Source organism: Terrabacter sp. GCM10028922, assembly GCF_042666095.1.
Lineage (GTDB): Bacteria > Actinomycetota > Actinomycetes > Actinomycetales > Dermatophilaceae > Terrabacter.
In genome coordinates, this window is record NZ_JBHTFG010000009.1 from 362,179 (window position 1) to 385,426 (window position 23,248).

Below are 23,248 nucleotides of genomic sequence, written 5' to 3' on the forward strand. Positions count from 1 at the left end.
CGGCGCGACCCCGAGGACACCGCGTATGACCGCCACGGCCCCACGTCAGCCCACCCGCCCGGCCGCGCCGGCCGGCATACCCCTGCCGCGGTCATGAAGGACCTCCACGTGCCCGCCCTGCCCGGTGAGGCCGTCGGCTCGGCGGCCTCCAGGGAGACGGTGGCCGCCGTCGTGGACGCGCTGGCCCGCGCGGGCGTGGGCGACGTGCTCGCCGACGACGCCTCCCGGGCGCACTACTCGAGTGACGCGTCGCTCTACCGGGTGATCCCGACGGCTGTCGTCCGTCCGCGCGACGCCGAGGAGGTCGGGGCGGCGCTCGCCGTGGCCCGCGCCCACGGGATCCCCCTCGTCGCCCGCGGCGCCGGCACGTCCGTGGCCGGGAACGCCGTCAGCTCAGGGCTCGTCGTGGACTTCTCCCGGCACATGAACCGCATCCTCGACGTCGACCCGGCCGACCGCACGGCCCGGGTCGAGCCCGGGGTCGTCCAGGCGAGCCTGCAGCGCGCCGCCCGGGCTCACGGCCTGCTGTTCGGTCCCGACCCGTCGACGATGTCGCGCTGCACCATCGGCGGCATGATCGGCAACAACGCGTGCGGGAGCCGCAGCCTGGGCTACGGCCGGACCTCCGACAACGTCGTCGCGCTGCAGGCCCTGACCGCTGCCGGCGAGTCGCTCGACCTGCGGTCGGGGACGTCAGCCGTGGCGGCCCACGACGGCGACGCCGGCCGGCTCCTGACGAACCTGGACCAGCTGGTGCGCGCCGACCTCGCCACGATCCGCACCGAGTTCGCCACCTTCGGTCGGCAGGTGTCGGGGTACTCCCTCGAGCACCTGCTGCCCGAGAACGACTTCGACGTGACCCGGTTCCTCGTCGGCACCGAGGGCTCGCTCGCCGTCGTCACGGAGGCCACAGTGCGCCTCGTCGCTGCGCCCGCGCACCGCACGCTCGTCGTGCTGGGGTTCGACACCATGCCGGATGCCGCCGACGTCGTCATGGACGTCCTCCAGCACGGTCCGACGGCCTGTGAGGGCCTCGACGCGCGCATCGTCGACGTGGTGCGGGCGCGACGTGGGCCGTCCGCTGTCCCGCCGCTCCCCGCCGGACGCGCGTGGCTCTTCGTCGAGGTCTCCGGCGACACCGCCGACGAGTGCGAGGCCAAGGCCGCCCGGCTGAGCGGGTCCGTGCCCTGCCTCGAAGCCCGCGTGGTCCTGGATGCCGTGGAGTCGAGCGCGCTGTGGCAGATCCGCGCCGACGGCGCCGGACTCTCCGGGCGCAGCACCGCCAACCGCCCGGCGCACGCCGGCTGGGAGGATGCCGCTGTCCCGCCGGCTCGGCTCGGTGCCTATCTGCGCGACTTCGAGGACCTGCTGGAGGCCCACGAGCTGGCGGGGTTCCCGTTCGGGCACTTCGGCGACGGGTGCATCCACGTCCGCCTGGACTTCCCCCTCGACCGGCCGCACGGAGCGGTCGTCCTCGAGCAGTTCCTGACGTCCGCGGCCCAGCTCGTCGCGAAGTACGGCGGTTCGCTCTCCGGCGAGCACGGCGACGGCCGCGCCCGCAGCCAGTTCCTGCCGCTGATGTACTCGCCCCGGGCGCTCGAGCTCTTCGCACGGGTCAAGAGCATCTTCGACCCTGACGCGGTGCTGAACCCCGGCGTCATCATCGACCCTCCGCCGGTGACGGAGGCGGTGCGGGTCCTGCAGGCACCACCGTCACGGCGACAGCTTGCCTTTGCCTATCCGCACGACTCCGGCGACTTCAGCGAGGCCGTGCACCGATGCACCGGGGTCGGCAAGTGCCGCGCGGACAACGAGCACGGGGTCATGTGCCCCTCCTACGTCGCCACCCGCAACGAGAAGGACTCGACCCGCGGTCGGGCCCGTGTCCTGCAGGAGATGGTCAACGGGACCTTCGTCGCCGACGGCTGGGCGTCCAAGGCGGTGCACGAGACCCTCGACCTGTGTCTCGCCTGCAAGGGGTGCGCTTCGGACTGTCCGACCGGTGTCGACATGGCCACCTACAAGGCCGAGGTCCTGCACCAGACGTACAAGCGCCGCGTGCGCCCCGTCTCGCACTACTCGCTGGGCTGGCTGCCCCGCTGGTCGAGGATCGCCTCACGCGCGCCCCGAGTCGTGAACGCGCTCATGCGGGCCCCCGGTCTGTCGCGCGTGGCGCTCAGCGCGGCCGGCGTCGACCCACGTCGCAACCTCCCGACCTTCGCGGCGCGCACCTTCCGCCGCTCGCACGTCGCAACGCCGCGCGCCGACCTCGCGCCGGCGATCCTGTTCGTCGACACGTTCACCGAGAGCTTCTCGCCGGGTGCGGCGCACGCCGCCGTCCGTGTCCTCGCCGATGCCGGCTACCACGCCGAGCTGGTGAGCCGGTCGCACTGCTGCGGCCTGACGTGGATCACGACGGGGCAGCTCGACGCCGCGAAGAAGCTCCTCGCCAGGACGGTGGCCTCCTTGGCAGGGCACGCGGCAGCCGGCGTGCCCATCGTCGGCCTCGAACCGTCGTGCACCGCCGTGCTGCGTTCCGATGCCGTCGAGCTGCTGGGCACGGACGACGCACGCCGGGTCGCCGCCGCCACGGTGACGCTGAGCGAGCTGCTGACCCGGTCCGGCTGGACGCCTCCGGACCTCGGAGGGATCGACGTCGTCGCCCAACCGCACTGCCACCAGCACGCCGTCATGGGCTGGGACGTCGACAAGGCCCTGCTGGAGCGCGCGAACGCCATCGTCACCGCGCTCCCCGGATGCTGTGGGCTCGCCGGCAACTTCGGTGTCGAGAAGGGCCACTACGACGTGTCCGTCGCGGTGGCCGAACAGCATCTGCTCCCTGCCGTGCGCAGAGCGCCTCAGGCGGTGGTCCTCGCCGACGGGTTCTCGTGCCGGACGCAGCTCGACGACCTCGCGGACGTGAAGGCGCTCCATCTCGCCGAGCTGCTGGCCTCGGCGCTTCCCTCGGACGGGGACACGCATGCACGGTTGTCCGGCGGCAGCCGTCCCGACGGTGTGGAGGCGCCCGGGTCGAGCGAGGGATGATGGCCTCGACACGCCCTGTGCGAGGAGTAGGTCATGACAGCATCAGCCGGCGTTGCGAAGGACCCCCGACCGAGTGATGGAACCGCCGACACGAACGGCGGTCCGCCGGACTGGCCGGACGAGCTCGCGCGGGTCTTCGACCGTGCGGTCACCGTGGAGTACACCAGCCTGACCCGGACGGGTCGCCCGGTCATGGTGCCCGTCACCCCGTACGTCGGCTTGAGCACGCTCGACGTCTCGACCGGGCTCACCTATCCCGCAAAGGCGGAACGCGCGCGCCACAACCCGAGGGTCTGCCTCCTGTACTCCGACGACGTGGGGTCGGGCCTCGACCGCCCACCGGTCGTGCTCGTCCATGGGCTGGCGAGGGTCCGGGACGCGGATCTTCAGGCGAACACCGATCGGTACGTCCGCCTCACGTTCGCGAAGCTCCCGGCGGCGATGCGAGGAACGCCCGGGTTCGTGCTGGGTCGCCTCGGCGCCTACTTCGCCAGGATCTGGATCGAGGTGACGCCCACCCGGATCTGGTGGTGGGAGTCGACGGCGCTGGACCGGCCACCTCGCGGGTGGAGCGCCCCGGCCGGCGCCACCGGCGCACCCGCGGATCCCGAGCCGGCGGGGCGCCGGCCCGGACCCTGGCTGCCCACCCCGGAGGACTGGCGACCCGCGGCCCGACGTGCGGTGGCGCGGCTGGGACACCGGGACCTCGCGTGGCGCGGCGCGGACGGGTGGCCGTACTCCGTCCCGGTCGCGGAGGTGCGCGAGGACCCGGTGGGCTTCCGAGTCCGACTGGGTGCCTACCTGCCGGACAAGCCGCAGGGCCCGGCCTGCCTCACCTGCCACACGCACACCCCGACGTTCACGACCCAGGAGAACCACTCCTTCGTCGGCGACATCTCGCCCACCGACGACGGCTACCTCTTCCGGGTGGAGCGGGTCCTGGCCGACGTGAGCCTGCAGGGCAACCGAGTCGTGCGAACGCTCGGCTTCCTGAGCAAGGTCCGCCGGCTGCAGTCTCGGCTCGAACACGAAGCCCGGCGCCGCGGCCAGCCCGTGCCGGTCGTGCGCCTTCCCTGACCGCAGGACTGCCCCTTGGACGGTCGATCCCACGGGTCGAGCCGCGGCGCCGGGGAAGGATGCCGTGTCAGACGACGTGGCAGCACTGCTCGCGCGGGGACGTCGGCCACGGGACGAAGCCCACGTCCGGCACGGCGAGATAGTCGGCGTCGTCCTGCCCGGCGACGACCGTCGTCGCGGGGATGCCGAGCAACCGGGCGACCACGTACGTCGTGCTCAGGCCGGTCACGTCCCGGGTCGTGCCGAGGGGCAGGAGCGACCTGGTCTCGGCGATCGCCTCGTGCTCACCCGCACGCAGCACGACCCGCGTACCGGGGGCCACCCCGTGCGCTGCCACGGCGACGGCGATGTTGTCGAGGTCGTCCGAACCCACCGCGGCCAGCGCCTGCGCTCGATGCAGTCGCACCCGCTCGAGCACGGCACGGTCGCCGCCGTGTGCGATGACGACGGGCACCCTCAGGGTCCGCGCGAGCCGCAGGTTCGGGGCGTGCGGGTCCCGCTCGACGCCGACCACCGCCACGCCGAGCCGCTGCAGCTCCTGGCACAGGCGGAGGCCGACCTGTCCGAGCCCGACGACGACGACGTGACCTGATCGCGGCAGGGCGCGTGCCCCGACGAGGCCGACGAGGCGCGGACCGAGCAGCCGGTCGACGAGCCCTGCGGTGAAGGTCGCGGTGAGGACGACGGTGACGAGCATGGCCAGGGCGGACACCAGCAGGTAGCGCCTCGGCTCGCCCTCAGCCGTAGCCGGTCCCACGGTGGCCACCACGCGCGCAGCCTCGTGGAACGCCTCCGCGGACGCGTGCCCGGCCGCGAGCGTCAGCCACGCCCAGTCGCCGAGCAGGACGGCGAGGAGGCCCGCGAGCCCGGCGAAGAGGATGCGGCTCCCGGTGTCGTGCGGGCGCAGCTGACCCGCCACCCGACCCACGCGAGCGTGCCACCGGGCCCGTCGGCCGAGGACCCAGGAGGCCTCGACGAGGTCCTCGCCGGACCGTCGCAGTGCCGAGGCCTCCGCGCCGGTGCGACGGATCGCGAGGGCATCGGGCGCCAGACACGACGCGACGAGCGAGGCCGCAGCAAGCTGCGCCGGAGAGGTCACATGGCAGCGCGGCAGGAGGCGTACGAGCTGGTCTGCCACGGTCTGGTCGAAGATCGTGACGACGAGCTCGGCCGCCGGGTCGATGTGGGCCGAGGCCAGTGCGTAGCGAAGCGCCGCGACGTCGTCGTGCAGGAGCACGGCGACCCCGCGCGGCTGCTGGGTCATCGCCGAGCGGAGCTCCTCGTCGCCGGGAGCGACGAGGTGCACGACCTCGCACCCGCGCTGGTGCAGTGACGCGCAGACGCGGCGCGCCACGTGCGTCTCACCGATGACGACGTAGGGGGCGTCGAGCGCCGGCTCGGGGGTCACGTGCCGGCCGACCTAACGGCAGTCGTCGGAGAGGTACGGGTCGCACCGCAGGCACCGCGCCTGTCCGCACCCCGCGCAGCGCCTCAGGGGGTCGCCGCAGTGGCAGTCGTCCATCGACATCACCCCATGTGGGGGTAGTGGTGGGCGGTGGCCGGCACAAACGTCTCCTTGATGACGCGGGTCGACGTCCACCGCATGAGGTTCTGGGCCGAACCCGCCTTGTCGTTCGTGCCCGACCCGCGCGCGCCGCCGAAAGGCTGCTGACCGACGACCGCACCGGTGGGCTTGTCGTTGACGTAGAAGTTGCCGGCCGCGAACCGAAGAGCCTTGGTGGCGTAGGCGATCGCCGCGCGGTCCTGCGCGATGACGGCACCGGTCAGGCCGTACGCGGAGGCCGACTCCATCGCGTCGACGACCCTTTCGAAGTCGGCGTCGTCGTAGACGTGGACGGCGAGGATCGGACCGAAGTACTCGGTGGTGAACACCTCGTTGTCCGGGTCGGTGCACTCGAGGATGGTCGGCCGCACGAAGTAGCCGACGGAGTCGTCGTAGGTGCCGCCGGCGAGCACGGTGATGGTGGGGTCGGCGTGGGCTCGGTCGATCGCGGTCCGGTGCTTGGCGAACGCGCGCTCGTCGATCACCGCTCCCATGAAGTTGCCGAGGTCGGTGACGTCGCCCACCGACAGCGCGTCGGTCTCGGCGACGAGGTCGTCTCGCATCCGCTGCCAGACGCTGCGGGCGACGTAGGCCCGGGACGCTGCCGAGCACTTCTGGCCCTGGTACTCGAAGGCGCCGCGCAGCAAGGCGGTCCGCACGACCGCCGGGTCGGCCGACGGGTGCGCGAGCACGAAGTCCTTGCCGCCGGTCTCACCGACGATCCGCGGGTACGAGCGGTAGCCGGCGACGTTCTCCCCCACGGTGCGCCACAGGCGCTGGAAGGTGGGCGTGGAACCGGTGAAGTGGATGCCGGCCAGGCCCGGGTCGGCGAGCGTCACCTCGGAGACGGCGATCCCGTCGCCGGGGAGCATGTTGATGACGCCCGGCGGCAGGCCGGCCTCCTCCAGGAGCCGCATCGTGTAGTGCGCCGCGAGCTGCTGGGTGGGCGCCGGCTTCCACACCACCGTGTTGCCCATCAGTGCCGGGGCGGTGGGCAGGTTGCCCGCGATCGCGGTGAAGTTGAAGGGCGTGACCGCGTAGACGAACCCCTCCAGCGGGCGGTGGTCCAGCCGGTTCCAGACGCCGGGCGCGTTGGCCGCCGGCTGCTCGGCGAGGATCTGCCGGGCGAAGGCGACGTTGAAACGCCAGAAGTCGATGAGCTCACACGCCGAGTCGATCTCGGCCTGCACGGCGGTCTTGCTCTGGCCGAGCATGGTCGCGGCGTTGAGGGTGTCTCGCCACGGGCCTGACAGCAGCTCGGCGGCCTTGAGCAGGACCGCCGCCCGGTCGTCGAAGCTCATGGCCTGCCAGACCGGGGCCGCCTCGCGAGCCGCGGCGGTCGCCGCGCGTGCGTCGTCCTGGGTCGCGTTGCGCAGGGTGCCGAGACGCTGGCTGTGGTCGTGCGGCTGCACGACGGCGATCTCGGGGCCGCCGCCGTGGCGCTGCTCGCCGCCGATCGTGGCGGTCAGCTCCACGTGGCGGCCGGCCTGCTCCTTGAGGGCCAGCTCGAGCCGGGCGCGAGCGGCACTTCCGGGCTCGTAGTCGTTGATCGGCTCGTTCGCGGGAACGGGCACCTGGGTGACGGCATCCATGGGGGTCCTTTCGGGTGGTCGAGGGTGCGGGGGGAGGGGTGGGCTCAGCGGGTGAAGAGCGAGCGCAGGAAGAAGCCGACGTTGGCCGGACGCTCGGCCAGGCGGCGCATGAAGTAGCCGTACCAGTCGGCCCCGTACGGCACGTAGACCCGGACCAGCTCACCCGCCGCGGCGAGTCGGTTCTGCTCCCCGGTACGGATGCCGTGGAGCATCTGGAACTCGTAGGTGCCGGGTGCGCGGCCGTTCCGCTCGGCCAGCACGCCGGCCAGCTCGATCATGCGAGGGTCGTGGCTGGCGACCATCGGGTAGCCGTCGCCGGCCATGAGGATCTTGAGGCAGCGGACGTAGGCGAGGTCGACGTCCGACTTGGCGGGGTACGCCACGGACGGCGGCTCCGCGTAGGCGCCCTTCACCAGGCGGACCCTGGACCCGTCATGAGCGAGGTCGCGGCAGTCCGCCTCGGTGCGGTGGAGGCACGACTGCAGCACTGCTCCCGTACGTGGGAAGTCGACCCGCAGGTCGCTCAGGATGGCGAGGGTGGAGTCGACGGTCGTGTGGTCCTCCATGTCGAGGGTCACCGTGGTCCCCGCCCGCTCGGCGGCGGCCGCGATGGCACGGGCGTTCTCGAGGGCGAGGTGGTGACCGTCGCGCGGCAGCGCCTGGCCGACCGCCGACAGCTTGAGCGAGACCTCGGCCCGGTCAGCCAGGCCGAGGTCGGCCAGGCCGTCGAGGAGCGTGACGTACACCTGGCGGGTGGCACGGGCCTGCGCCACGTCGAGTGTGTCCTCGCCGAGATGGTCGAGGGTCACCGCCAGGCCGTGGCCGCTGAGCACCCGCGTCGCGTCGAGGGCGTCGGCCGTGGTCTCTCCCACGACGAAGCGCTCCACCAGGTGCCGAGACCCGGGCGCGCTCGTGACGAGGCGGCGTACGCGAGGGCTGCGAGAGGCCGTCAGCAGCGTGGAACCGAGCATGGTGTCTCCTCCGGGCGGGGTGGTTGGCGGCGAACCTACGCGCCACCGCGACGGGGGAGCACCGGACAGGTGCCACACAGGTTCGAGGAGCTCTTGGACATCTGCTCAAAGTGCCTGCGAGGATGCGCGGAGACACGCTGCCGGAACCCTGGAGGAGACCATGCGACCGGAGTTCCAGGACATCGTGGACGACGTGGCGCGGCTGCTGGCGCGGCCGACGACGCTCGAGGACCGCGACTTCAACCTGGTCGCGTTCTGCTCGCACGAGGCGCACGTCGACGAGGTTCGTCTGCGCTCGATCCTGGAGCGACACTCGACCCGCGAGGTCCAGGACTGGTTCGAGGGGTTCGGTATCGCGACGAGCGAGGTGCCGGTGCGCACCCCGGCCTCTCCGGAGCTCGGGGTGCTCAGTCGGCTCTGCCTCCCGGCGCGCTGGAGGGGAGTGACCTACGGCTACCTCTGGCTCCTCGACGAGCCCGGCGGGATCGACGAGGCGCGGTTGCCTGCGGCGGAGGCACTGGCCGAACGGGCCGGCGCCCTGATGGCCCAGCAGGCACGCTCGCGCGAGGAGCTGGCGTACACGGTGGAGGACCTCCTGTCCGCTGACCCGGAAGCGGTCGACCGGGCCGCCGAGGTCATCCACGACCTCGGCATCGTGGGGCGCGAGGTCCCGTTCGCCGCCGTCGTGCTTCGGCTCGCGACCACCGAGCCTGCCTCTCCCGTGCCGATGAACCTGTGGCGGCTGCCGAGGTCGGTGCTGGCCGCGAGCGGCGACGATCAGCACACGTTCCTCGTGCCGGTCGACGGGGATGGCCTCAAGGCGGCCCGGGACATCGCCCGGCAGGCCCTGGACCTCTACTCGGAGCGCCTTCCGCCCGCGGCGCGGGGCGGGCTCGTCGTCGGGATCGGCGGCATCCGGCCCAACCTGGCCCAGGCGCGGGGCAGCTGGCACGAGGCGCGCCTGGCCACCCGGGTGGCGGAGGCCGTCGAGTCGCTGCGACCCATCGCCGCGTGGCCGGAGCTCGGCGTCTACCGGCTGCTGGCCTGTGGTCCGGAGAGGGCGTTGGCCAGCGCGGTGATCGACCCCGCCGTGCGCCGCCTGCTCGAGCAGCGCGACCCGGATCTTCGCCAGACGGCGCTGGTCTACCTCGAGGCCCGCGGCAACGTGCAGGAGACCGCCGCCACGCTGAACGTGCACCGGCAGACGGTGTACTACCGGTTGCAGAAGGTCGAGCAGGTCACCGGGCTCGCCCTGGCGCGCGGTGACCACCGGCTCGTGCTGCACCTCGGGCTCACGATGGCGCCGTTCGTGACCGACCAGAGCGAGATCTGAGCTGTTCGACATCTGTCACAAAACGTTGCGGCGACGTTCGTACGCCTGTAACTCGCGGGGTCCGCGCTGAGGCACTAGCGTCGGGGCACCTGCCGGCCAGGCAGCATTCGCGCAGCGGCCCACCACCAGCCTGCGGCGCAGCCTGTCCCGGCCAGGTGAGCACCAGGAGTGCTTACGAAAGGCCCAGAACCACCCGCGCTCCCGCCACTTTCCACGCGACCGCACGGGCGGCAGGCTTCACCAGAGCGCAGACGAGCACGAGAGCGACACCGACGGTCCGCGCCCCGACGCTCGGACCCGTGAGCGCCACCCACTCCCGGCACGGCCGGTGAGCCCAGATCCGCGGGCCACCCGGCACCACGTCCATCGAGACCAACCGGAAACCTCCCGCCTTCGCAGGCCCTCCCCTTGGAGACACCTATGTCAGCTGGACCAGAGCTGAAGAAGACCCTGACCCAACGACAGCTGTCGATGATCGCCATGGGGGGCGTCATCGGAGCAGGACTGTTCGTCGGTTCCGGTGCGGTGATCAACGACGCCGGCCCCGGCGCGTTCCTCACCTACGCCGTGACCGGTGTCCTCATCATCATGGTGATGCGCATGCTGGCCGAGATGGCCGTGGCGAACCCCTCCACGGGGTCGTTCGCCGACTACGCGCGCAACGCGCTCGGGGGGTGGGCCGGGTTCTCGGTGGCCTGGCTGTACTGGTACTTCTGGGTCATCGTCGTCGGGTTCGAGGCGGTCGCCGGCGCCAAGATCATCCAGTACTGGGTCGATGTCCCACTCTGGTCCTCGGCCCTCGTCCTGATGGTGCTGATGACGGCGACCAACCTCATCTCGGTGTCGTCCTTCGGTGAGTTCGAGTTCTGGTTCGCGGGCATCAAGGTCGCGGCCATCATCTTCTTCATCGTCTGCGGCACGCTGTTCGTCATCGGCGCCTGGCCCGACAAGGGTTTCGACCTCAGCAACCTGTGGAGTCACGGTGGTTTCATGCCACACGGACCGGGCGCACTGACGGCCGGAGTGGTCACCGTCATCTTCTCGATGGTGGGTGCCGAGGTGGCGACCATCGCGGCGGCCGAGTCCGAGAACCCCGAGCGGGCCGTGGCCAAGGCCGCCAACTCCGTCATCACCCGCATCTGCCTCTTCTTCGTGGGCTCGGTGTTCCTGCTCGCCGTGATCCTCCCGTGGAACTCGCAAGACCTCTCCGGGTCGCCCTTCGTCGCCGCCTTCACCGAGATGGGCATCCCGTACGCGGACGACATCATGAACGCCGTCGTCCTCACCGCCGTGCTCTCCTGCCTCAACTCCGGTCTCTACACCTCCTCGCGGATGCTGTTCGTGCTCGCGGCCCGCCGCGAGGCGCCGGCCCAGCTCGTCAAGGTGACTGGTCGTGGTGTGCCGAGGACCGCGATCCTGGCCTCGTCGGTCGTCGGCTTCCTCTGTGTCATCGCGGCGGCCATCGACGAGGACGGGGTGTTCCTGTTCCTGCTCAACTCCTCGGGCGCCATCATCCTGTTCGTCTACCTGCTCATCTCGATCTCCCAGATCCGGCTGCGGATGCGGGTCGACGAGTCGACGCTCAAGGTCAAGATGTGGCTCTTCCCGGGGCTGTCCATCCTGACGGCGGTGGCGATCGTCGGGGTGCTGCTCCAGATGGGCTTGACCGACAGTGTTCGCTCGCAGCTGGTCCTGAGCCTGCTGTCGTGGGCCGTGGTCCTCGTGCTGTTCGCCGTGAACAAGTTCGTCCTGGCCCGCCGCGGCGGGACTGTGGTGCCGGGAACCGACCATGCCCGCCGGGTGCTCGTGCTCGCCAACGAGACGGTCAACTCGGGCGAGCTCCTGGACGAGCTGCGCCGCATCGATGCCGAGGGAGCGGCGGAGTACTTCGTCTGCGTGCCCGCCAGTCCGGTCGAGACCGGCCAGGCAGCCGTCAACGGTCCCCTGCAGGTCTGGAACGCGACCGCCGTGGCGGCTCGGGAGCGGCTGGAGCACACCCTCACGTCGCTCCGCTCGGACAGCCTGCGTGTCGAGGGAGAGCTGGGTGACTACCGGCCGCTGCGCGCGCTCGAGCACGCGGTCGAGACCTTCCGGCCCGACCAGATCGTGATCGCGACCCGGCCGCTGGAGGACTCCGTCTGGCAGCGCTACGACGTGGTCGACCGCGCCCGCAGCACCTATCCGATCCCGGTCACGCACGTGATCGCCCACCGTGCCGTTCCTGCCCTCGTGGAGGACTCGTGACCATCGTCGCGGGGTGCACCCTCAAGGAGAGCGGCACCGCGTCCCTGGAGCTGGCCGCGATGCTGGCCCGCTCGACCGGCGAGGACGTCGTCGTCGCGGTCGTCGTGGCCGCGGCCTGGCCTCCCAGCACGGAGCGCGTCGATACCGACTACCGCGCCTACCTGGTCGAGCGTGGTGAGCAGACGCTCGCCCAGGCCAAGGCGTCGATGCCCGCCGACGTCAAGACGACCTTCATGCTCCACCACGCCGCCTCGATCCCCACCGGGCTGCTGGAGGTGGCGAAGGAGCACGACGCCAGCGTTCTGGTGCTGGGCTCCTCCGAGAACGGCGGCCTGGGCCAGGTCAGCCTGGGCGGCGTAGCCGACCGCATGGTGCACAGCTCACCGGTCCCGGTCGCGCTGGCCCCGCGTGGCTACCAGGCTGAGCCGGGCGGCCGGCTCCGCCGGGTCACGGTCGCCTTCGGCGGCAGCCCGGAGGACCGGTCTGTCGTGCACACGGCCGCCGACTACGCGGTCCGCACCTCGAGCTCCTTCCGGATCGCGTCGTTCTCGGTGCGGCCCAAGATGGTGTTCGCCTCGACCTTGGCGGGCTCGGGCGAGGAGCTGGTCGTGGACCAGTGGTCGCAGCGCACGAGCGAGGTCATCAACGAGGAGCTCGACCAGGTGCGTCGGCTGCCCGAGGTGCCGCGCCCCCTCGAGGTCGTCATCGGTGACGGCTACAGCTGGCGCGAGGCCATGGGGCAGGCACGGTGGTCATTGGGCGACGTGCTCGTGGTCGGCTCCAGCTCGCACGGCCCCCTGGCCTCGGTGTTCCTGGGATCGCGAGCCTCGAAGATCCTGCGCTGCGCACCGGTGCCTGTCATCGCCCTGCCCGTGTCGACGGCCTGAACGGCAGCGAGAGCTACGCCCCCGCCCAAATGTCGAGTGGGCACTTTCCACCACGGTGCAAAGTGCCCACTCGACATTTGGGGGGTGGGGGCTCGGGTTGGTTCCGCTGCTCCGGAGCGTTAGAGCGGTGGCGCGTCGGGTAGGGGTCAAGGCGCAAGACCCACTCGAACGGGAGGAGACACCATGACGACCCAGAACTGGGACGCCTGGAACTATCGGGAGAGCACGGGGGTCTCGGCCAGTCAGGAGGACCTGACGGGCTTCAAGGTTCACGCCGTGGATGGCGACATCGGCAAGATCGACGCGGCCAGCCGCGACGTCGGGGCCGGCTATGTCGTCGTCGACACCGGACCGTGGATCTTCGGCCGCAAGGTGATGCTGCCGGCCGGAACGGTGGAGCGGGTCGACTGGGACGACATGAGCGTCTACGTCGACCGTACGAAGGACCAGATCAAGGACTCGCCGGAGCTCGGCGAGGACGACCTGACGAGTCCTTCGTACCGCGACCGCGTGGGCACCTACTACGGGGACACCTACGACGAGCGGAACCCGCTCTGACCGACCGGTTGGCGGGGACAGAGGTATGCCGTCGGGCCGGGCCCGGCGGCATACCTCTGCTCGCGCTGTGCTCGCGTGCTCAGGTCTGGTAGGCGTTCCGGACGATGCCCGTAGCGGTGTCCGTGAGGCTGGTTCCCTGCATCCGGGCGAGCTGGATCAGCATCGTGTACGCGTGCTCGACGCTGATCGTGTTCTGGTGCGCCAGGACGCCCTTGGCCTGTTCGATGATGGTTCGTCCCGCCAGGGCGGCCTCGGTGCGGGCGGTGACCTCGGACATGCTGAGCTCGTTCGGGGTGATGAGCAGCAGGGTGGCGATGTCGGCGAACGCCTGCCCCAGCGTGACGTCGTCGGCCGTGAGGTGCGCCTTGTGGTGGAAGACGTTGATGGCTCCGATCGCCTGCCCGTGCCAGCGCAGCGGGTGTGCCTGGACTGCGCGGTAGCCGGCCGCGTGCATCTTGGGTGCCAGGTCGGGCCAGCGTTCCTCGAGATCCGGGCCGTCGTCCTGCAGGACGGTCGCATTGCCGTTCACGGCGTCGGCGCACGGGCCGTGCTGCTCCTGCGCCTGGTACAGCTCCAGGTCCAGGGCCTGGTGCGAGGTGGCCGCCAGGACGTCCAGCCCGCCGGAGGGTGTGGCGACGAGCATCCCGGCTGCGGCCGCGCCCAGAGACTCCTGGGCGTCACCGAGCAGAGTGGCGAGGGCGTCGGTGACGTCGTGCCGGGACACGAGCGCCGAGGTGGCGCGGGCAAGCGCTTGTAGGGGGGTGAGTGTCATGGCTGGTTGGTCCCGTCGCTCTTCTGGGTGGTGTCCGCGGCCCTCGGGCTCCGTCTGCTGGGGTCGGTATCGGGGTCGGGCCCCGCGAAGTTGAGCTCTCCGGCGACCACCGACGCTGCGACCTGCGCCAGGGACCAGGTGTGGGCGAAGGCGTGTGCGCGGAGCAGGGCCAGCGCCTCGTCCGGGCTGACGCTCAGCTGGGCGACGACCATGCCGGTCGCCTGGTGGATCTGGGCGCGGCTGGCCCAGGGCCCGTTGAGGTCGGTGGCCAGCTGGTCGGGGTCCTTGAGAAGGGCCACGCCGATCGCATCCGCGAGGAACTGCGCGGTGTCCTCCTCGAGCCGAGGCTCGGAGTCGGTGGGATGGTGACAGGTCAGGACGCCGAGAACATCTCCGTCCGGGTGGATCGGGATGGCGGTGATCGTGATGGCACCGAACGCGTCTCGGACGGCTGCGTCGAACTCGCTCCACCTGACATCGCCCGCGTCGACGGGATCGCCGGTTGTCACCCGGATCTGGCGGCCGGTGCGGTACGCCGTCGGCCCGGGGCCCTGTCCGAGCACGTCCTGCAGGTCCTCGAGCCTGGCCGCCGTGTCGTCGGTGGAGCACAGCGTGACGCGATGTGGCGCCGTGTAGGCGATGGTGAGTGAGGCCCCGCGTGCTCCCATGACGGCCACGGCGGCATGACAGAGTCGCTCCGGGAGGGATGCCTGTCGTTCCTGTACCGCCACGGCCTTCGCGAGCTCCGTGAGGACCGAGGACTTGTCCCTCATGTCGTCCTCCCAGCGTGGCGACAGCGCCTGCTGGGCGTGACCGCGGGTTCCGCGGTCGATCCGGAGGCGTCGCTGTACCGGACGTGCCTCGCCGGCACGCCGTCGTCGCCCGGTCCCGACCGGGTGTGCCGTGTCAAGGTCTGCGCCTGGTGAAAGGCACGTCGAGGGCGCCCGTGTCGACGACATCTCGTGCGATGTCTGCGAGCTTCCGGTTGCTGTTCTGGCTGGCGATCCGCAGCAGGTCGAACGCCTGGTGGTCGGTCACCGCGTGCCGGGCCATGAGGATGCCCATGGCCATGCCGATACGCCGGTTGGTGCGCAGCGCCTGCTCGAGCTCCTCGGCGCGGCGCCGGTTCAGAGACGCGGAGGCGGCTTGGGCCCCGTGCGTGGCCAGGAGCAGGCCGACCAGCGCATCACGGTCGGTGAACGAGTCCGGCTGCTCGGCATACAGGTTCAGGCCCGCGACGACCTCCTGCGTCTGGAGGAGCATGCGGTACGACAGCATGCTGCACAGGCCGAGCTGCTCGGCCACGAGCTTGCCGTAGACGGGCCACCGATCGTCGGTGCGCAGGTCACGCGGACGGTAGGCCGTCTGGTCGACGATCGCATCGACGCACGGCCCGGAACCGAGCTCGTACTGGAGCGCGTCCGCGCGCCTGATGCGGTCGTCGGTCGCCGCCACGGTCGCGAAATGCGCTCGCCGGAAGATCGTGATGCTGGCGCCGACCGCGTCGCTCACGCGCTCCAGGGCGAGATCCACGATCGCTTCGAACGGCGCCCGAGCGGCCACACTGCTCAACCGGTCGCCCAGCTCGGTGAACGCGAGCGCGAGCTGGCGAAGATCGTCAAGGACGTCCGGTGTTGGCGTCGTGCCTGCCATCGCAGCCTCCCTCATGCGTCCGGCCGTGTGCCCACTCACCCTGGGAGACCACCTGTCGTGGGCACCCAGACACCCACCCTCCGCAGCTGTGAGCTCGCCTCCCCGTAGCCGAACCTGGTCGCGCGTGGTGAGCGGCTCCGCGCCGGTCGAGCCACCCTGCGTCCCGCTGGTCTCGCGTGCCATGACTCCTCTTTGCACAGATCACGGGGCGGCCCCCGTCGCCGAGTCCTGGGGTTCACACCTGACTCCAGTATGGACTCGTTCACGCCCCATGAACCCGATCACACGGGCACCATCATGGGAGGTCGCCGCTCCGGCCGGCACGCCGTGGGAGAGCGGGCCTCAGCCCTGTCGCGCCGTGGTCGCCAGCCCCTCGAGGAAGTAGCGCTGCGCGAACGCGAAGACGATGATCATGGGCAAGGTGGCGACCAGCGTGGCGGCCATGGCGATCTCCCAGTGGTACTCGCCCGACAGCGCGAAGCCGTCGATGATCTGCTTGAGCCCCCGCGGCATGGTGAAGTACTCCTCGGTCTGCAGGTAGATGAGGGGCTTGAGCAGGTCCGACCAGCTCGCCTGCAGCTCGAAGATGAAGACGATGATCAGTGCCGGACGGCACAGGGGTAGCGCGATGCGCCTGAAGAGACCCAGGTGGCTGCACCCGTCGATCCGGGCGGCCTCGAAGAGCTCACGGGGGATGCCGAGGAAGAACTGGCGCATGAGGAAGATGTAGAACGCGGAGCCGAAGAGGTTGTTGGCCCACAGCGGCACCTGGGTGTCGACGAGTCCGAGCCGGTGCCAGATGAGGTAGACCGGGATCATCGTCACGGCACCGGGCAGCATCATGGTGGCCAGCACCAGGCCGAAGAGCGGGCCGCGCAGCCGGAACCGGAAGTACGCGAAGCCGAAGGCGACGAAGGCGCTCGACAACGTCACCGCGAGAGCCGCCATGAGGGAGACCACTCCGGAGTTGAGGAGCCATCGCAGCACCGGCCCGGCGTCCCAGACCTCGACGAAGTTGGACCACTGGACCGTCTCCGGTACCAGCCGGTTGTCGAAGACCTGCGACTTGGGCTTGAGGGAAGCGCTGACGAGCCAGATGAGCGGATACGTGAAGGCTGCGGTCGCGACGAGCAGCAGCAGCCACCGCAGCACGGCGCCGGGGCCGAGGCGCCGGGCACGTCGGCCTGCTGGACCCGCCGGAGTCGAGGGCACCCCGGGCTCGGGCTTGGGTGGCGGCTCCGTGAACGGAGGCACGGGCCGGGTGTCGACGCTCATCGGGTCGACCCTCCCTCGTAGTAGACGAAGCGGTTGCCCACCCTGACCTGGATCACGGTGATGACGAGGATGATGAGGAAGAGGACCCAGGCCATGGCCGAGGCGAAGCCCATCTTGAAGAACTCGAAGGCGTTCTGGAACAGGTAGACCATGTAGACGAGCGACTCGTCGGAGGCGGTCGACTTCTGCTGGGGTCCGTAGAACATCGTGTACGCCTGGTCGAACATCTGCATGGCCGCGATGGTGTGCGTGATGACCGTGAAGAACAGGGCCCCGGAGATCATCGGCAGCGTGACGCTGACGAAACGCCGGACCGGGCCGGCACCGTCGAGCAGGGCTGCCTCGTGGAGCTGACGCGGCACGTTGTTGAGCGCCGCCAGGTAGATGATGATGCTCCCTCCGACGGTCCAGAGGCTGACCACGGCCAGTGACGGCTTCAGCCACGCAGGGTCGGTCGTCCAGTTCGGCCCGGTGATGCCGAACCACCCCAGCACCTGGTTGACGAGGCCACGCTGGCCGTTGAGCAGGAGCAGGAACATCGCCCCTGCCGCGACGGCAGGCGTCATCACCGGCAGGTAGAAGGCCGTGCGGAAGAACCCGGCGGCGCGGCCGACGCGGTGGAGCAGCATGGCGAGCGCGAGCGCGACCGCGGTGCCGAGCGGGACGAACATCGCGGCATACACGAACGTGTTGGCGAGCGACTTCGCGACCCGTGGGTCGTCGACCAGCTGCTGGTAGTTCGCCGTCCCCACGACCTGACCGGGCTCGACGAGCGAGTAGTCCGTGAACGACAGCCACAGGCTCGCGACCATCGGCCCCGCCGTGAAGACGAGGAAGCCGATGACCCACGGGGCGATGAAGACGTAGGCCGCTCGGGCCTCGCGCCGCTCCAGCAGTCCCGGCCGGGACCGCTCAGCCATTGCCGCCGGCCTTGGTGAATGCCGCCTGTGCCTCCTTCTGCGCCTGGTCGAGCGCCTGCTGGGCGGGCTGTCCACCGAGGGCACGCGTCACCCCGCTGCGCCAGGCTGCGTCGATCTCGGCCCCGGCCGGCGACGTGTTGAGCGCCACGGCCGCGTCGAGGGTCGCGTAGAAGTTGTCGATGGCCCGCTTGAAGCCGGCGTCGGGGACGTCGGTGAGGTACTTCGCCCGGATCTCCTCGTCGGCAGGCTTGTTGGCCGTGAACAGCCCGGTGAAGAAGCTCTTGTCCTCCTTGACCTTGGCGATGCGGGCATCGGCCGCCTTCATCCACGTGGCCTTGTCCGTCATGGTCTTGGCCCACGCGCAGGCGGCGTCGGGGTTCTTCGAGCCCTTCGGGATGGCCCAGGCGCTCCCGCCGACCATGCTCACGGGGTTGCCCTCGTGGTCGGTGAACTGGGTGCTGTCGAGCTGGAGACCACTGCCGATGAAGTCGCGCAGGACGTTGACGTACCAGTTCTCCATGGGGAACGCGACGACCGAACCGGCTGACAGCGGGTTCTTCTCGCCGAAGATGTCGAACGCGTCGCGGAAGGACTTGAACGTCGTCCAGCCACCTTGGTCGTTGACGAGCCCGATCGCGTACTCGAGTGCCTCGACAGCCTTGGGGTCGTTGAGGTTCGGGGCGCCGTCCTCCTTGATGATGGTCGCGCCGTTGGCCGTGGCCCACAGGGGGAAGAACTCGGGCAGCTTCGGGTCGAAGCCGATGCGTTCCAGCTTGTTCCCGTTCTTCTTGAAGAGCTTGGCCGTCGTCGCCTTGAGGGCGGCCCAGTCCTTCGTCTGGATCTCGCTCGTCGACACTCCGGCCGCCTTGAGGGACTTGGCGTCGACGAGGTTCGTCGTGACGATGTAGAACTCTGGGATGCCGTAGACCTTGTCGGCCAGCGTGACCGAGCGCATGGCGGCCTCGCGGTACTGGGACGTGTCGATCTGCTGCTTCGAGATGCAGTCCTCCAGCGGCACGATCGCACCCTTCTTGGCATACGTGCCGATGAGGTTGCGGTCCATGTAGACCAGGTCCGGCGGGTTGCCGCTGGCGAGTGCCGTGAGGAACTGCTGCGCGTCGAAGTCGCCCTTGGCGTTGCTGACCTTCACGCCGCTGTAGGCCTGTTTGAAGGCGTTGACCCGGGCCTGGGCGACCTCGTCCTCACCGCCGAAACCCATGATCTTCAAGGTTCCCTGAGGCGTCCCGCCGGCGGTCCCGCCGCCTGCGCCGGCGTCGCCACCTCCGCTGCCGCCACCGACTCCGGCACATCCAGCCAGCAGTCCTGCTGCCGCCGCCATGACCACGAACTTGGATCGCATCGTCGCCTCCCTTCCTCCCGGTGCGAGATGTGCACCGCCACCGCAGAAGTACCCGGGGAGGCGGCGCGAGAAACGCTTCTCTGCCCGTTTCGCCTCGTTAGGGCTTCGGCGCCGCGGGTATCTGAGCCTCATGGAGAGGTCCGTGAGGCAGCTCATCATGGAGCTGGCCCAGGTGGAGGACGAGATCCGGCGTCTCGCGACGCACAGCCGGACCGGAGCAGTCTCAGGCGGTCTCGGCATGGGTGGACTGGCCTCGAGCGGGTGCCTCGGCGGCTCCGACACCGAGCTTCGTGAGCTGCATCTCCGCGAGACGGAGCTCGTGAAGGCCCTGCGGTCGGTCGGGGCCGCCCACCAGAGCGAGTAGGTTCCCGCATCCCTCGGCTCCGGCGAGCCGCAGGCATCGCCGGGCTCGTTCGGGGACGCGCCGTCAGCGATGTCGCGCGACCGGGTGTGTCATCGGGTATGCAGGGGGTGAGCGTCGCCGTGCTTGTGGACGAGGAGGCTTGATGACCGAAGGCTTTGCCCTGGGCGGCGGCTGGCTCATCTTCGCCGTGCTGCTCATGCTGCTCGCATGGTTCCTGCTGCGGGAGCACACGTGAGCGTGACCGGTGCTCGCGCGAGGGTGGCCGCGTTCCTGGCTGCTGGCGTGCTGGCTTCCGGCGGATGCGTGGCCCCGGCGCCGGACACCGGCGCCTTCCGCCAGAACGCCCTCGCGGCACTGGAGTCGGCGCGGAGCGAGGCGCGGTCGGCTGCGCTCGCCGTCGAGGCGCGGCTTCGCGACCGCCTCACCCAGCAGTACGCGATCACTCTCCTCACCGACCACGACGAGGCCCTCGGACCGATCGAGGACAGCTTCGGCAACGTCGACCCACCGGCCCCCGACGACGACCCCTTGCGCGACCAGGTGATGGACCTGCTGGGCGACACGAGCGACGCCCTGTCGACGGCTCGCCTGTCGGTGCGCCGCGACGACCGCGACGCGCTGCGCGACGACCTGACCGCGCTGCGTCAGCTGGGGGACCGGCTGGATGAGGCCGCCGAGGCGCTCAAATGAAGAGGTTCTTCGCGATCGCGCTCGGGATCCTCACTGCCATCGGCGGATTCGTCGACATCGGTGACCTCGTGACGAACGGTCTTGTGGGCGCCCGGTTCGGGCTCTCGCTCGGTTGGGTCGTGGTCGTCGGCATCGTCGGGATCTGTGTCTTCGCCGAGATGAGCGGGCGCGTCGCCGCCGTGAGCGGACGCGCCACCTTCGACCTCATCCGCGAGCGCCTCGGCCCCCGTGTGGGGTTGACGAACCTCGTGGCCTCGATGGCGGTGACGCTGCTGACGTTCACGGCCGAGATCGGCGGCATCGCGCTCGCGCTCCAGCTCGCGACGAACGTCAACCCCTACCTGTGGATCCCCGTCGTCGGCGCCGCGGTGTGGATCGTGCTGTGGCGTGTGAAGTTCTCGGTGCTCGAGAACGTGTTCGGCGTCGCGGGCTTGGCGCTCATCGTCTTCGCCGTCGCACTGTGGCAGCTCGGGCCCGACTGGTCGGACCTCTGGCGTCAGGCATCGCGGCCGCTCGTGCCGCACGACGAGAGCCACACGACGTACTTCTACTACGCCATCGCCCTCTTCGGTGCGGCGATGACACCGTACGAAGTGTTCTTCTTCTCCTCCGGCGGCGTCGAGGAGCGTTGGACCGAAAAGGATCTCGGCGTCATGCGGGCGAACGTCTTCGTCGGGTTCCCGCTCGGCGGCATCCTGTCGATCGCCATCGCGGGCAGCGCCGCCGTCGTCTTCCAGTCGCAGGGCATCCAGGTCGACACCCTCGGACAGATCGGCCTTCCGGTCGGGATGGCTCTGGGCCAGCTCGGCCTCGCCCTCGTGCTGCTCGGGTTCTTCGCGGCCACCTTCGGCGCCGCGTGCGAGACGGGGCTGTCGGTCGGCTACAGCATCTCGCAGTACCTCGGCTGGCAGTGGGGCAAGTACGTCGAGCCGTTGCGGGCAGCCCGGTTCCACACGGTGCTGCTCCTCTCGACCGTCGTGGCGGTCGGCACGCTGCTCACGACGGTGGACCCCATCATGCTGACCGAGTACTCCGTCGTCTTCAGCGCGGTTGCGCTGCCGCTGACCTACTTCCCCATCCTCGTCGTGGCGAACGACCGCACCTACATGGGCCGCCACGCGAACGGCCGGCTCGCCAACACGCTCGGCACGATCTACCTCGTCGTCGTGGGGGTCGCGGCCGTGGCGGCGATCCCGCTCATGATCATCACGAGAGCAGGCCAGTGACATGACGGACCGACCGAACGAGCCGAATGACGGACTTCGACGCGTCGACCTCGTGCTTCGCGTCGTCGACCACCAGATGGTGGGCCCGGAGGGTGAGCTGCTCGGCAACGTCGATGACGTGGAGCTGGCAGAGGTCGACGGGCGCTGGCTCGTGACCGGTCTCATGGTCGGGCCGGCCGCGCTCAGCCAGCGGCTCCCGGGAAAGCTCGGCACGTGGACCAACGCGGTCTGGCGCCGGCTGCACCCCGACCGCGAGCCGACACCGGTCGTCGTGCCGACGGAGCACGTCACCGACATCGGCTCCGCCGTCGCCCTCGACGACTGGGCAGCGCGGCACCTCGCCCGCACTCTCGGGCTCGAGCTGTGGCTGCGCGAGTTCGTCATCTCCCGCATCCCGGGGGCCAAGGGCGGGGCGAGTGACGAGCGACCCGGTGATCTGGTCGAATCAGCCTCGTCGGAGGCCACCGAGCCTGCGCAGGGCGGGGCCGAGAGCGAGGCTGTGCTGCGTCCGCGGCCGGATGGGCGACTGCTCAGCGACCTCCTCGGGCGGACGGGAGTGTCGACGGACGGGGACCGGCTGGGCCGGCTCCGCGACCTGTGGGCGCTCGGAGGTCCCCGCGACGGGCACCCCGAGCCGCTGCGGGTGACACACCTCCAGTTCACGTCCCATCAGCTCGGGGCCGAGCTGGGCTACTCCGCGGACGCCAGGCAGGGCCCGGCGCTGTTGCGGGCGTTCTTCCGCTGGCTGCACCGCAACGACCGGGTCGTACCCATCGGCGGCCTCGCCGGCATCGACGACTCCGCGCACACCATCACCGTCGAGACGACGCAGATGCGCCATCCGTTCGAGGCGTGACATCGCGACCGAGGAAGGGCCAACGACCTCGTCCTCGTGCGGCGCCGTCAGCCGGCCGTGCTTGCGACCGGTTCGTCATCGACGATCGGTCGGGGCTTGAGCCCGGCGGGGTTTGCCGGGAGTCGATCGGCAGCCACGGTCGCCCAGTCGGGCCGGACGGCCAGAGCGGCCGCGTGTTCCATGGCCGCGCCGACCGCACCCTCGCGCAGCTCGGGTGTGATGTCCATCGGCTGGGCGTTGATGAACTCGATGTCAGTGATGCCGATGAAGCCGAAGATCGCGCGCAGGTACGGCTCCTGGAAGTCGAAGACGTTCATCGGCGAGCCCGGTGAGTAGTCCCCGCCGCGTGATGACACGCAGATCATCTTCTTGCCGAGGACCATGGGCACCGCCTGGCCGATCTCGTTGTACCGGAACAGGTAGCCCGGCTGGACGATGCAGTCGATGTAGTACTTCAGCGCGTACGGAATCGAGAAGTTCCACATCGGGGTCGTGAGGAGGTACGCGTCCGCCGAGAGGAAGTGGGTGATGGCCCGCTCGATCTGGGACCACGACTCAGCGTGGTCCTTGCTGATCGGCTGACCCAGCATCAGGGTGTACTTCGCCTCGATGTTGTCACCGGCGATGGCCGGCAGATCGTGGTTGTAGAGGTCCACGGTCTCGATGACGACGTTCTCCTGGTGCTCTCGGAGGCTGTCGGCGAACGCCCCGGAGATCCGCATGGTGTTGGACTTCTCGCCACGCGGCGACGCGACGATGTGGAGGAGCTTCATTTCGGCCTCCCGGCCTGAAGGGTGAGTCGAGCTAGGTCGCATCCTGGCCGCCCCGCCGGCCCTTGCACTCCACGGTGTCGGCCCGGGA

General features: G+C 70.3%; 20 protein-coding genes. 10 read left to right on the forward strand and 10 right to left on the reverse strand.

The window, feature by feature from the left end; genetic code table 11:
* Nucleotides 1-93: 93 nt before the first annotated feature.
* Together ACFQU3_RS10510 and ACFQU3_RS10515 are read left to right on the forward strand one after the other, a co-directional pair.
* Entirely contained in the window at nucleotides 94-3,045 is a 2,952-nt protein-coding gene (locus tag ACFQU3_RS10510; protein WP_385909431.1) for an FAD-binding and (Fe-S)-binding domain-containing protein, read from the forward strand.
* A gap of 33 nt (nucleotides 3,046-3,078) precedes the next feature.
* Nucleotides 3,079-4,122, forward strand: coding sequence for a hypothetical protein (locus ACFQU3_RS10515; protein ID WP_385909433.1), 1,044 nt, complete (start codon nucleotides 3,079-3,081; stop codon nucleotides 4,120-4,122).
* 67 nt (nucleotides 4,123-4,189) lie between these two features.
* Here the strand turns inward: ACFQU3_RS10515 and ACFQU3_RS10520 are convergent, their stop codons facing one another.
* From ACFQU3_RS10520 to ACFQU3_RS10530, 3 genes are all read right to left on the reverse strand, one after another.
* Nucleotides 4,190-5,530: an NAD-binding protein gene (locus ACFQU3_RS10520; RefSeq protein ID WP_385909435.1), complete on the reverse strand. Its 1,341-nt coding sequence runs from the start codon at nucleotides 5,528-5,530 to the stop codon at nucleotides 4,190-4,192.
* Nucleotides 5,531-5,649: 119 nt separating this feature from the next.
* Complete coding sequence (gene pruA, locus ACFQU3_RS10525) at nucleotides 5,650-7,278, reverse strand: L-glutamate gamma-semialdehyde dehydrogenase (RefSeq protein ID WP_385909437.1); 1,629 nt, start codon at nucleotides 7,276-7,278, stop codon at nucleotides 5,650-5,652.
* A 44-nt stretch (nucleotides 7,279-7,322) separates the two neighbouring features.
* Nucleotides 7,323-8,249, reverse strand: coding sequence for a proline dehydrogenase family protein (locus ACFQU3_RS10530; protein WP_385909439.1), 927 nt, complete (start codon nucleotides 8,247-8,249; stop codon nucleotides 7,323-7,325).
* 160 nt (nucleotides 8,250-8,409) lie between these two features.
* Between ACFQU3_RS10530 and ACFQU3_RS10535 the strand changes: the two genes are divergently transcribed.
* The 4 genes from ACFQU3_RS10535 to ACFQU3_RS10550 all read left to right on the forward strand — a co-directional run bounded on the left by ACFQU3_RS10535 (nucleotide 8,410) and on the right by ACFQU3_RS10550 (nucleotide 13,271).
* Nucleotides 8,410-9,582 carry a PucR family transcriptional regulator gene (locus ACFQU3_RS10535; protein ID WP_385909441.1) on the forward strand — a complete coding sequence of 391 codons (1,173 nt, stop codon included), beginning with the start codon at nucleotides 8,410-8,412 and terminating at the stop codon, nucleotides 9,580-9,582.
* A 420-nt stretch (nucleotides 9,583-10,002) separates the two neighbouring features.
* Complete coding sequence (locus ACFQU3_RS10540; protein WP_385909443.1) at nucleotides 10,003-11,826, forward strand: amino acid permease; 1,824 nt, start codon at nucleotides 10,003-10,005, stop codon at nucleotides 11,824-11,826.
* Entirely contained in the window at nucleotides 11,823-12,713 is an 891-nt protein-coding gene (locus tag ACFQU3_RS10545) for a universal stress protein (protein ID WP_385909445.1), read from the forward strand. Before ACFQU3_RS10540 ends, ACFQU3_RS10545 begins: the two co-directional genes overlap by 4 nt.
* Nucleotides 12,714-12,896: 183 nt before the next feature.
* Nucleotides 12,897-13,271, forward strand: coding sequence for a PRC-barrel domain containing protein (locus ACFQU3_RS10550; RefSeq protein ID WP_385909447.1), 375 nt, complete (start codon nucleotides 12,897-12,899; stop codon nucleotides 13,269-13,271).
* A gap of 79 nt (nucleotides 13,272-13,350) precedes the next feature.
* On the opposite strand, the gene ACFQU3_RS10555 is transcribed toward ACFQU3_RS10550, so the two are convergent.
* The 6 genes from ACFQU3_RS10555 to ACFQU3_RS10580 all read right to left on the reverse strand — a co-directional run bounded on the left by ACFQU3_RS10555 (nucleotide 13,351) and on the right by ACFQU3_RS10580 (nucleotide 19,251).
* Nucleotides 13,351-14,043, reverse strand: a complete 693-nt coding sequence (locus ACFQU3_RS10555) for a GAF and ANTAR domain-containing protein (RefSeq protein WP_385909449.1) — start codon at nucleotides 14,041-14,043, stop codon at nucleotides 13,351-13,353.
* On the reverse strand, nucleotides 14,040-14,816 hold the full coding sequence (locus ACFQU3_RS10560) for a GAF and ANTAR domain-containing protein (RefSeq protein WP_385909451.1): 777 nt from the start codon (nucleotides 14,814-14,816) through the stop codon (nucleotides 14,040-14,042). Before ACFQU3_RS10560 ends, ACFQU3_RS10555 begins: the two co-directional genes overlap by 4 nt.
* Before the next feature lie 133 nt (nucleotides 14,817-14,949).
* Nucleotides 14,950-15,696 carry an ANTAR domain-containing protein gene (locus tag ACFQU3_RS10565; RefSeq protein WP_385909453.1) on the reverse strand — a complete coding sequence of 249 codons (747 nt, stop codon included), beginning with the start codon at nucleotides 15,694-15,696 and terminating at the stop codon, nucleotides 14,950-14,952.
* 342 nt (nucleotides 15,697-16,038) lie between these two features.
* Nucleotides 16,039-16,971 (reverse strand): carbohydrate ABC transporter permease, encoded by a 933-nt coding sequence (locus ACFQU3_RS10570; RefSeq protein WP_385909455.1) that lies wholly within the window; start codon nucleotides 16,969-16,971, stop codon nucleotides 16,039-16,041.
* Complete coding sequence (locus tag ACFQU3_RS10575) at nucleotides 16,968-17,891, reverse strand: carbohydrate ABC transporter permease (RefSeq protein WP_385909457.1); 924 nt, start codon at nucleotides 17,889-17,891, stop codon at nucleotides 16,968-16,970. Before ACFQU3_RS10575 ends, ACFQU3_RS10570 begins: the two co-directional genes overlap by 4 nt.
* Complete coding sequence (locus tag ACFQU3_RS10580) at nucleotides 17,884-19,251, reverse strand: extracellular solute-binding protein (protein WP_385909459.1); 1,368 nt, start codon at nucleotides 19,249-19,251, stop codon at nucleotides 17,884-17,886. Before ACFQU3_RS10580 ends, ACFQU3_RS10575 begins: the two co-directional genes overlap by 8 nt.
* A gap of 142 nt (nucleotides 19,252-19,393) precedes the next feature.
* On the opposite strand from ACFQU3_RS10580, the gene ACFQU3_RS10585 reads away from it, so the two are divergent.
* From ACFQU3_RS10585 to ACFQU3_RS10600, 4 genes are all read left to right on the forward strand, one after another.
* Nucleotides 19,394-19,615 (forward strand): hypothetical protein, encoded by a 222-nt coding sequence (locus ACFQU3_RS10585; protein ID WP_385909461.1) that lies wholly within the window; start codon nucleotides 19,394-19,396, stop codon nucleotides 19,613-19,615.
* A 231-nt stretch (nucleotides 19,616-19,846) separates the two neighbouring features.
* Nucleotides 19,847-20,305 carry a hypothetical protein gene (locus ACFQU3_RS10590; RefSeq protein ID WP_385909463.1) on the forward strand — a complete coding sequence of 153 codons (459 nt, stop codon included), beginning with the start codon at nucleotides 19,847-19,849 and terminating at the stop codon, nucleotides 20,303-20,305.
* Nucleotides 20,302-21,531 carry an NRAMP family divalent metal transporter gene (locus tag ACFQU3_RS10595; protein WP_385909465.1) on the forward strand — a complete coding sequence of 410 codons (1,230 nt, stop codon included), beginning with the start codon at nucleotides 20,302-20,304 and terminating at the stop codon, nucleotides 21,529-21,531. Before ACFQU3_RS10590 ends, ACFQU3_RS10595 begins: the two co-directional genes overlap by 4 nt.
* A 1-nt stretch (nucleotide 21,532) precedes the next feature.
* Complete coding sequence (locus tag ACFQU3_RS10600; protein WP_385909467.1) at nucleotides 21,533-22,387, forward strand: hypothetical protein; 855 nt, start codon at nucleotides 21,533-21,535, stop codon at nucleotides 22,385-22,387.
* 47 nt (nucleotides 22,388-22,434) lie between these two features.
* Here the strand turns inward: ACFQU3_RS10600 and ACFQU3_RS10605 are convergent, their stop codons facing one another.
* A complete protein-coding gene (locus tag ACFQU3_RS10605; protein WP_385909469.1) occupies nucleotides 22,435-23,160 on the reverse strand; it encodes an FMN-dependent NADH-azoreductase in 726 nt (241 codons plus the stop codon).
* Between the last annotated feature and the right edge of the window lie 88 nt (nucleotides 23,161-23,248).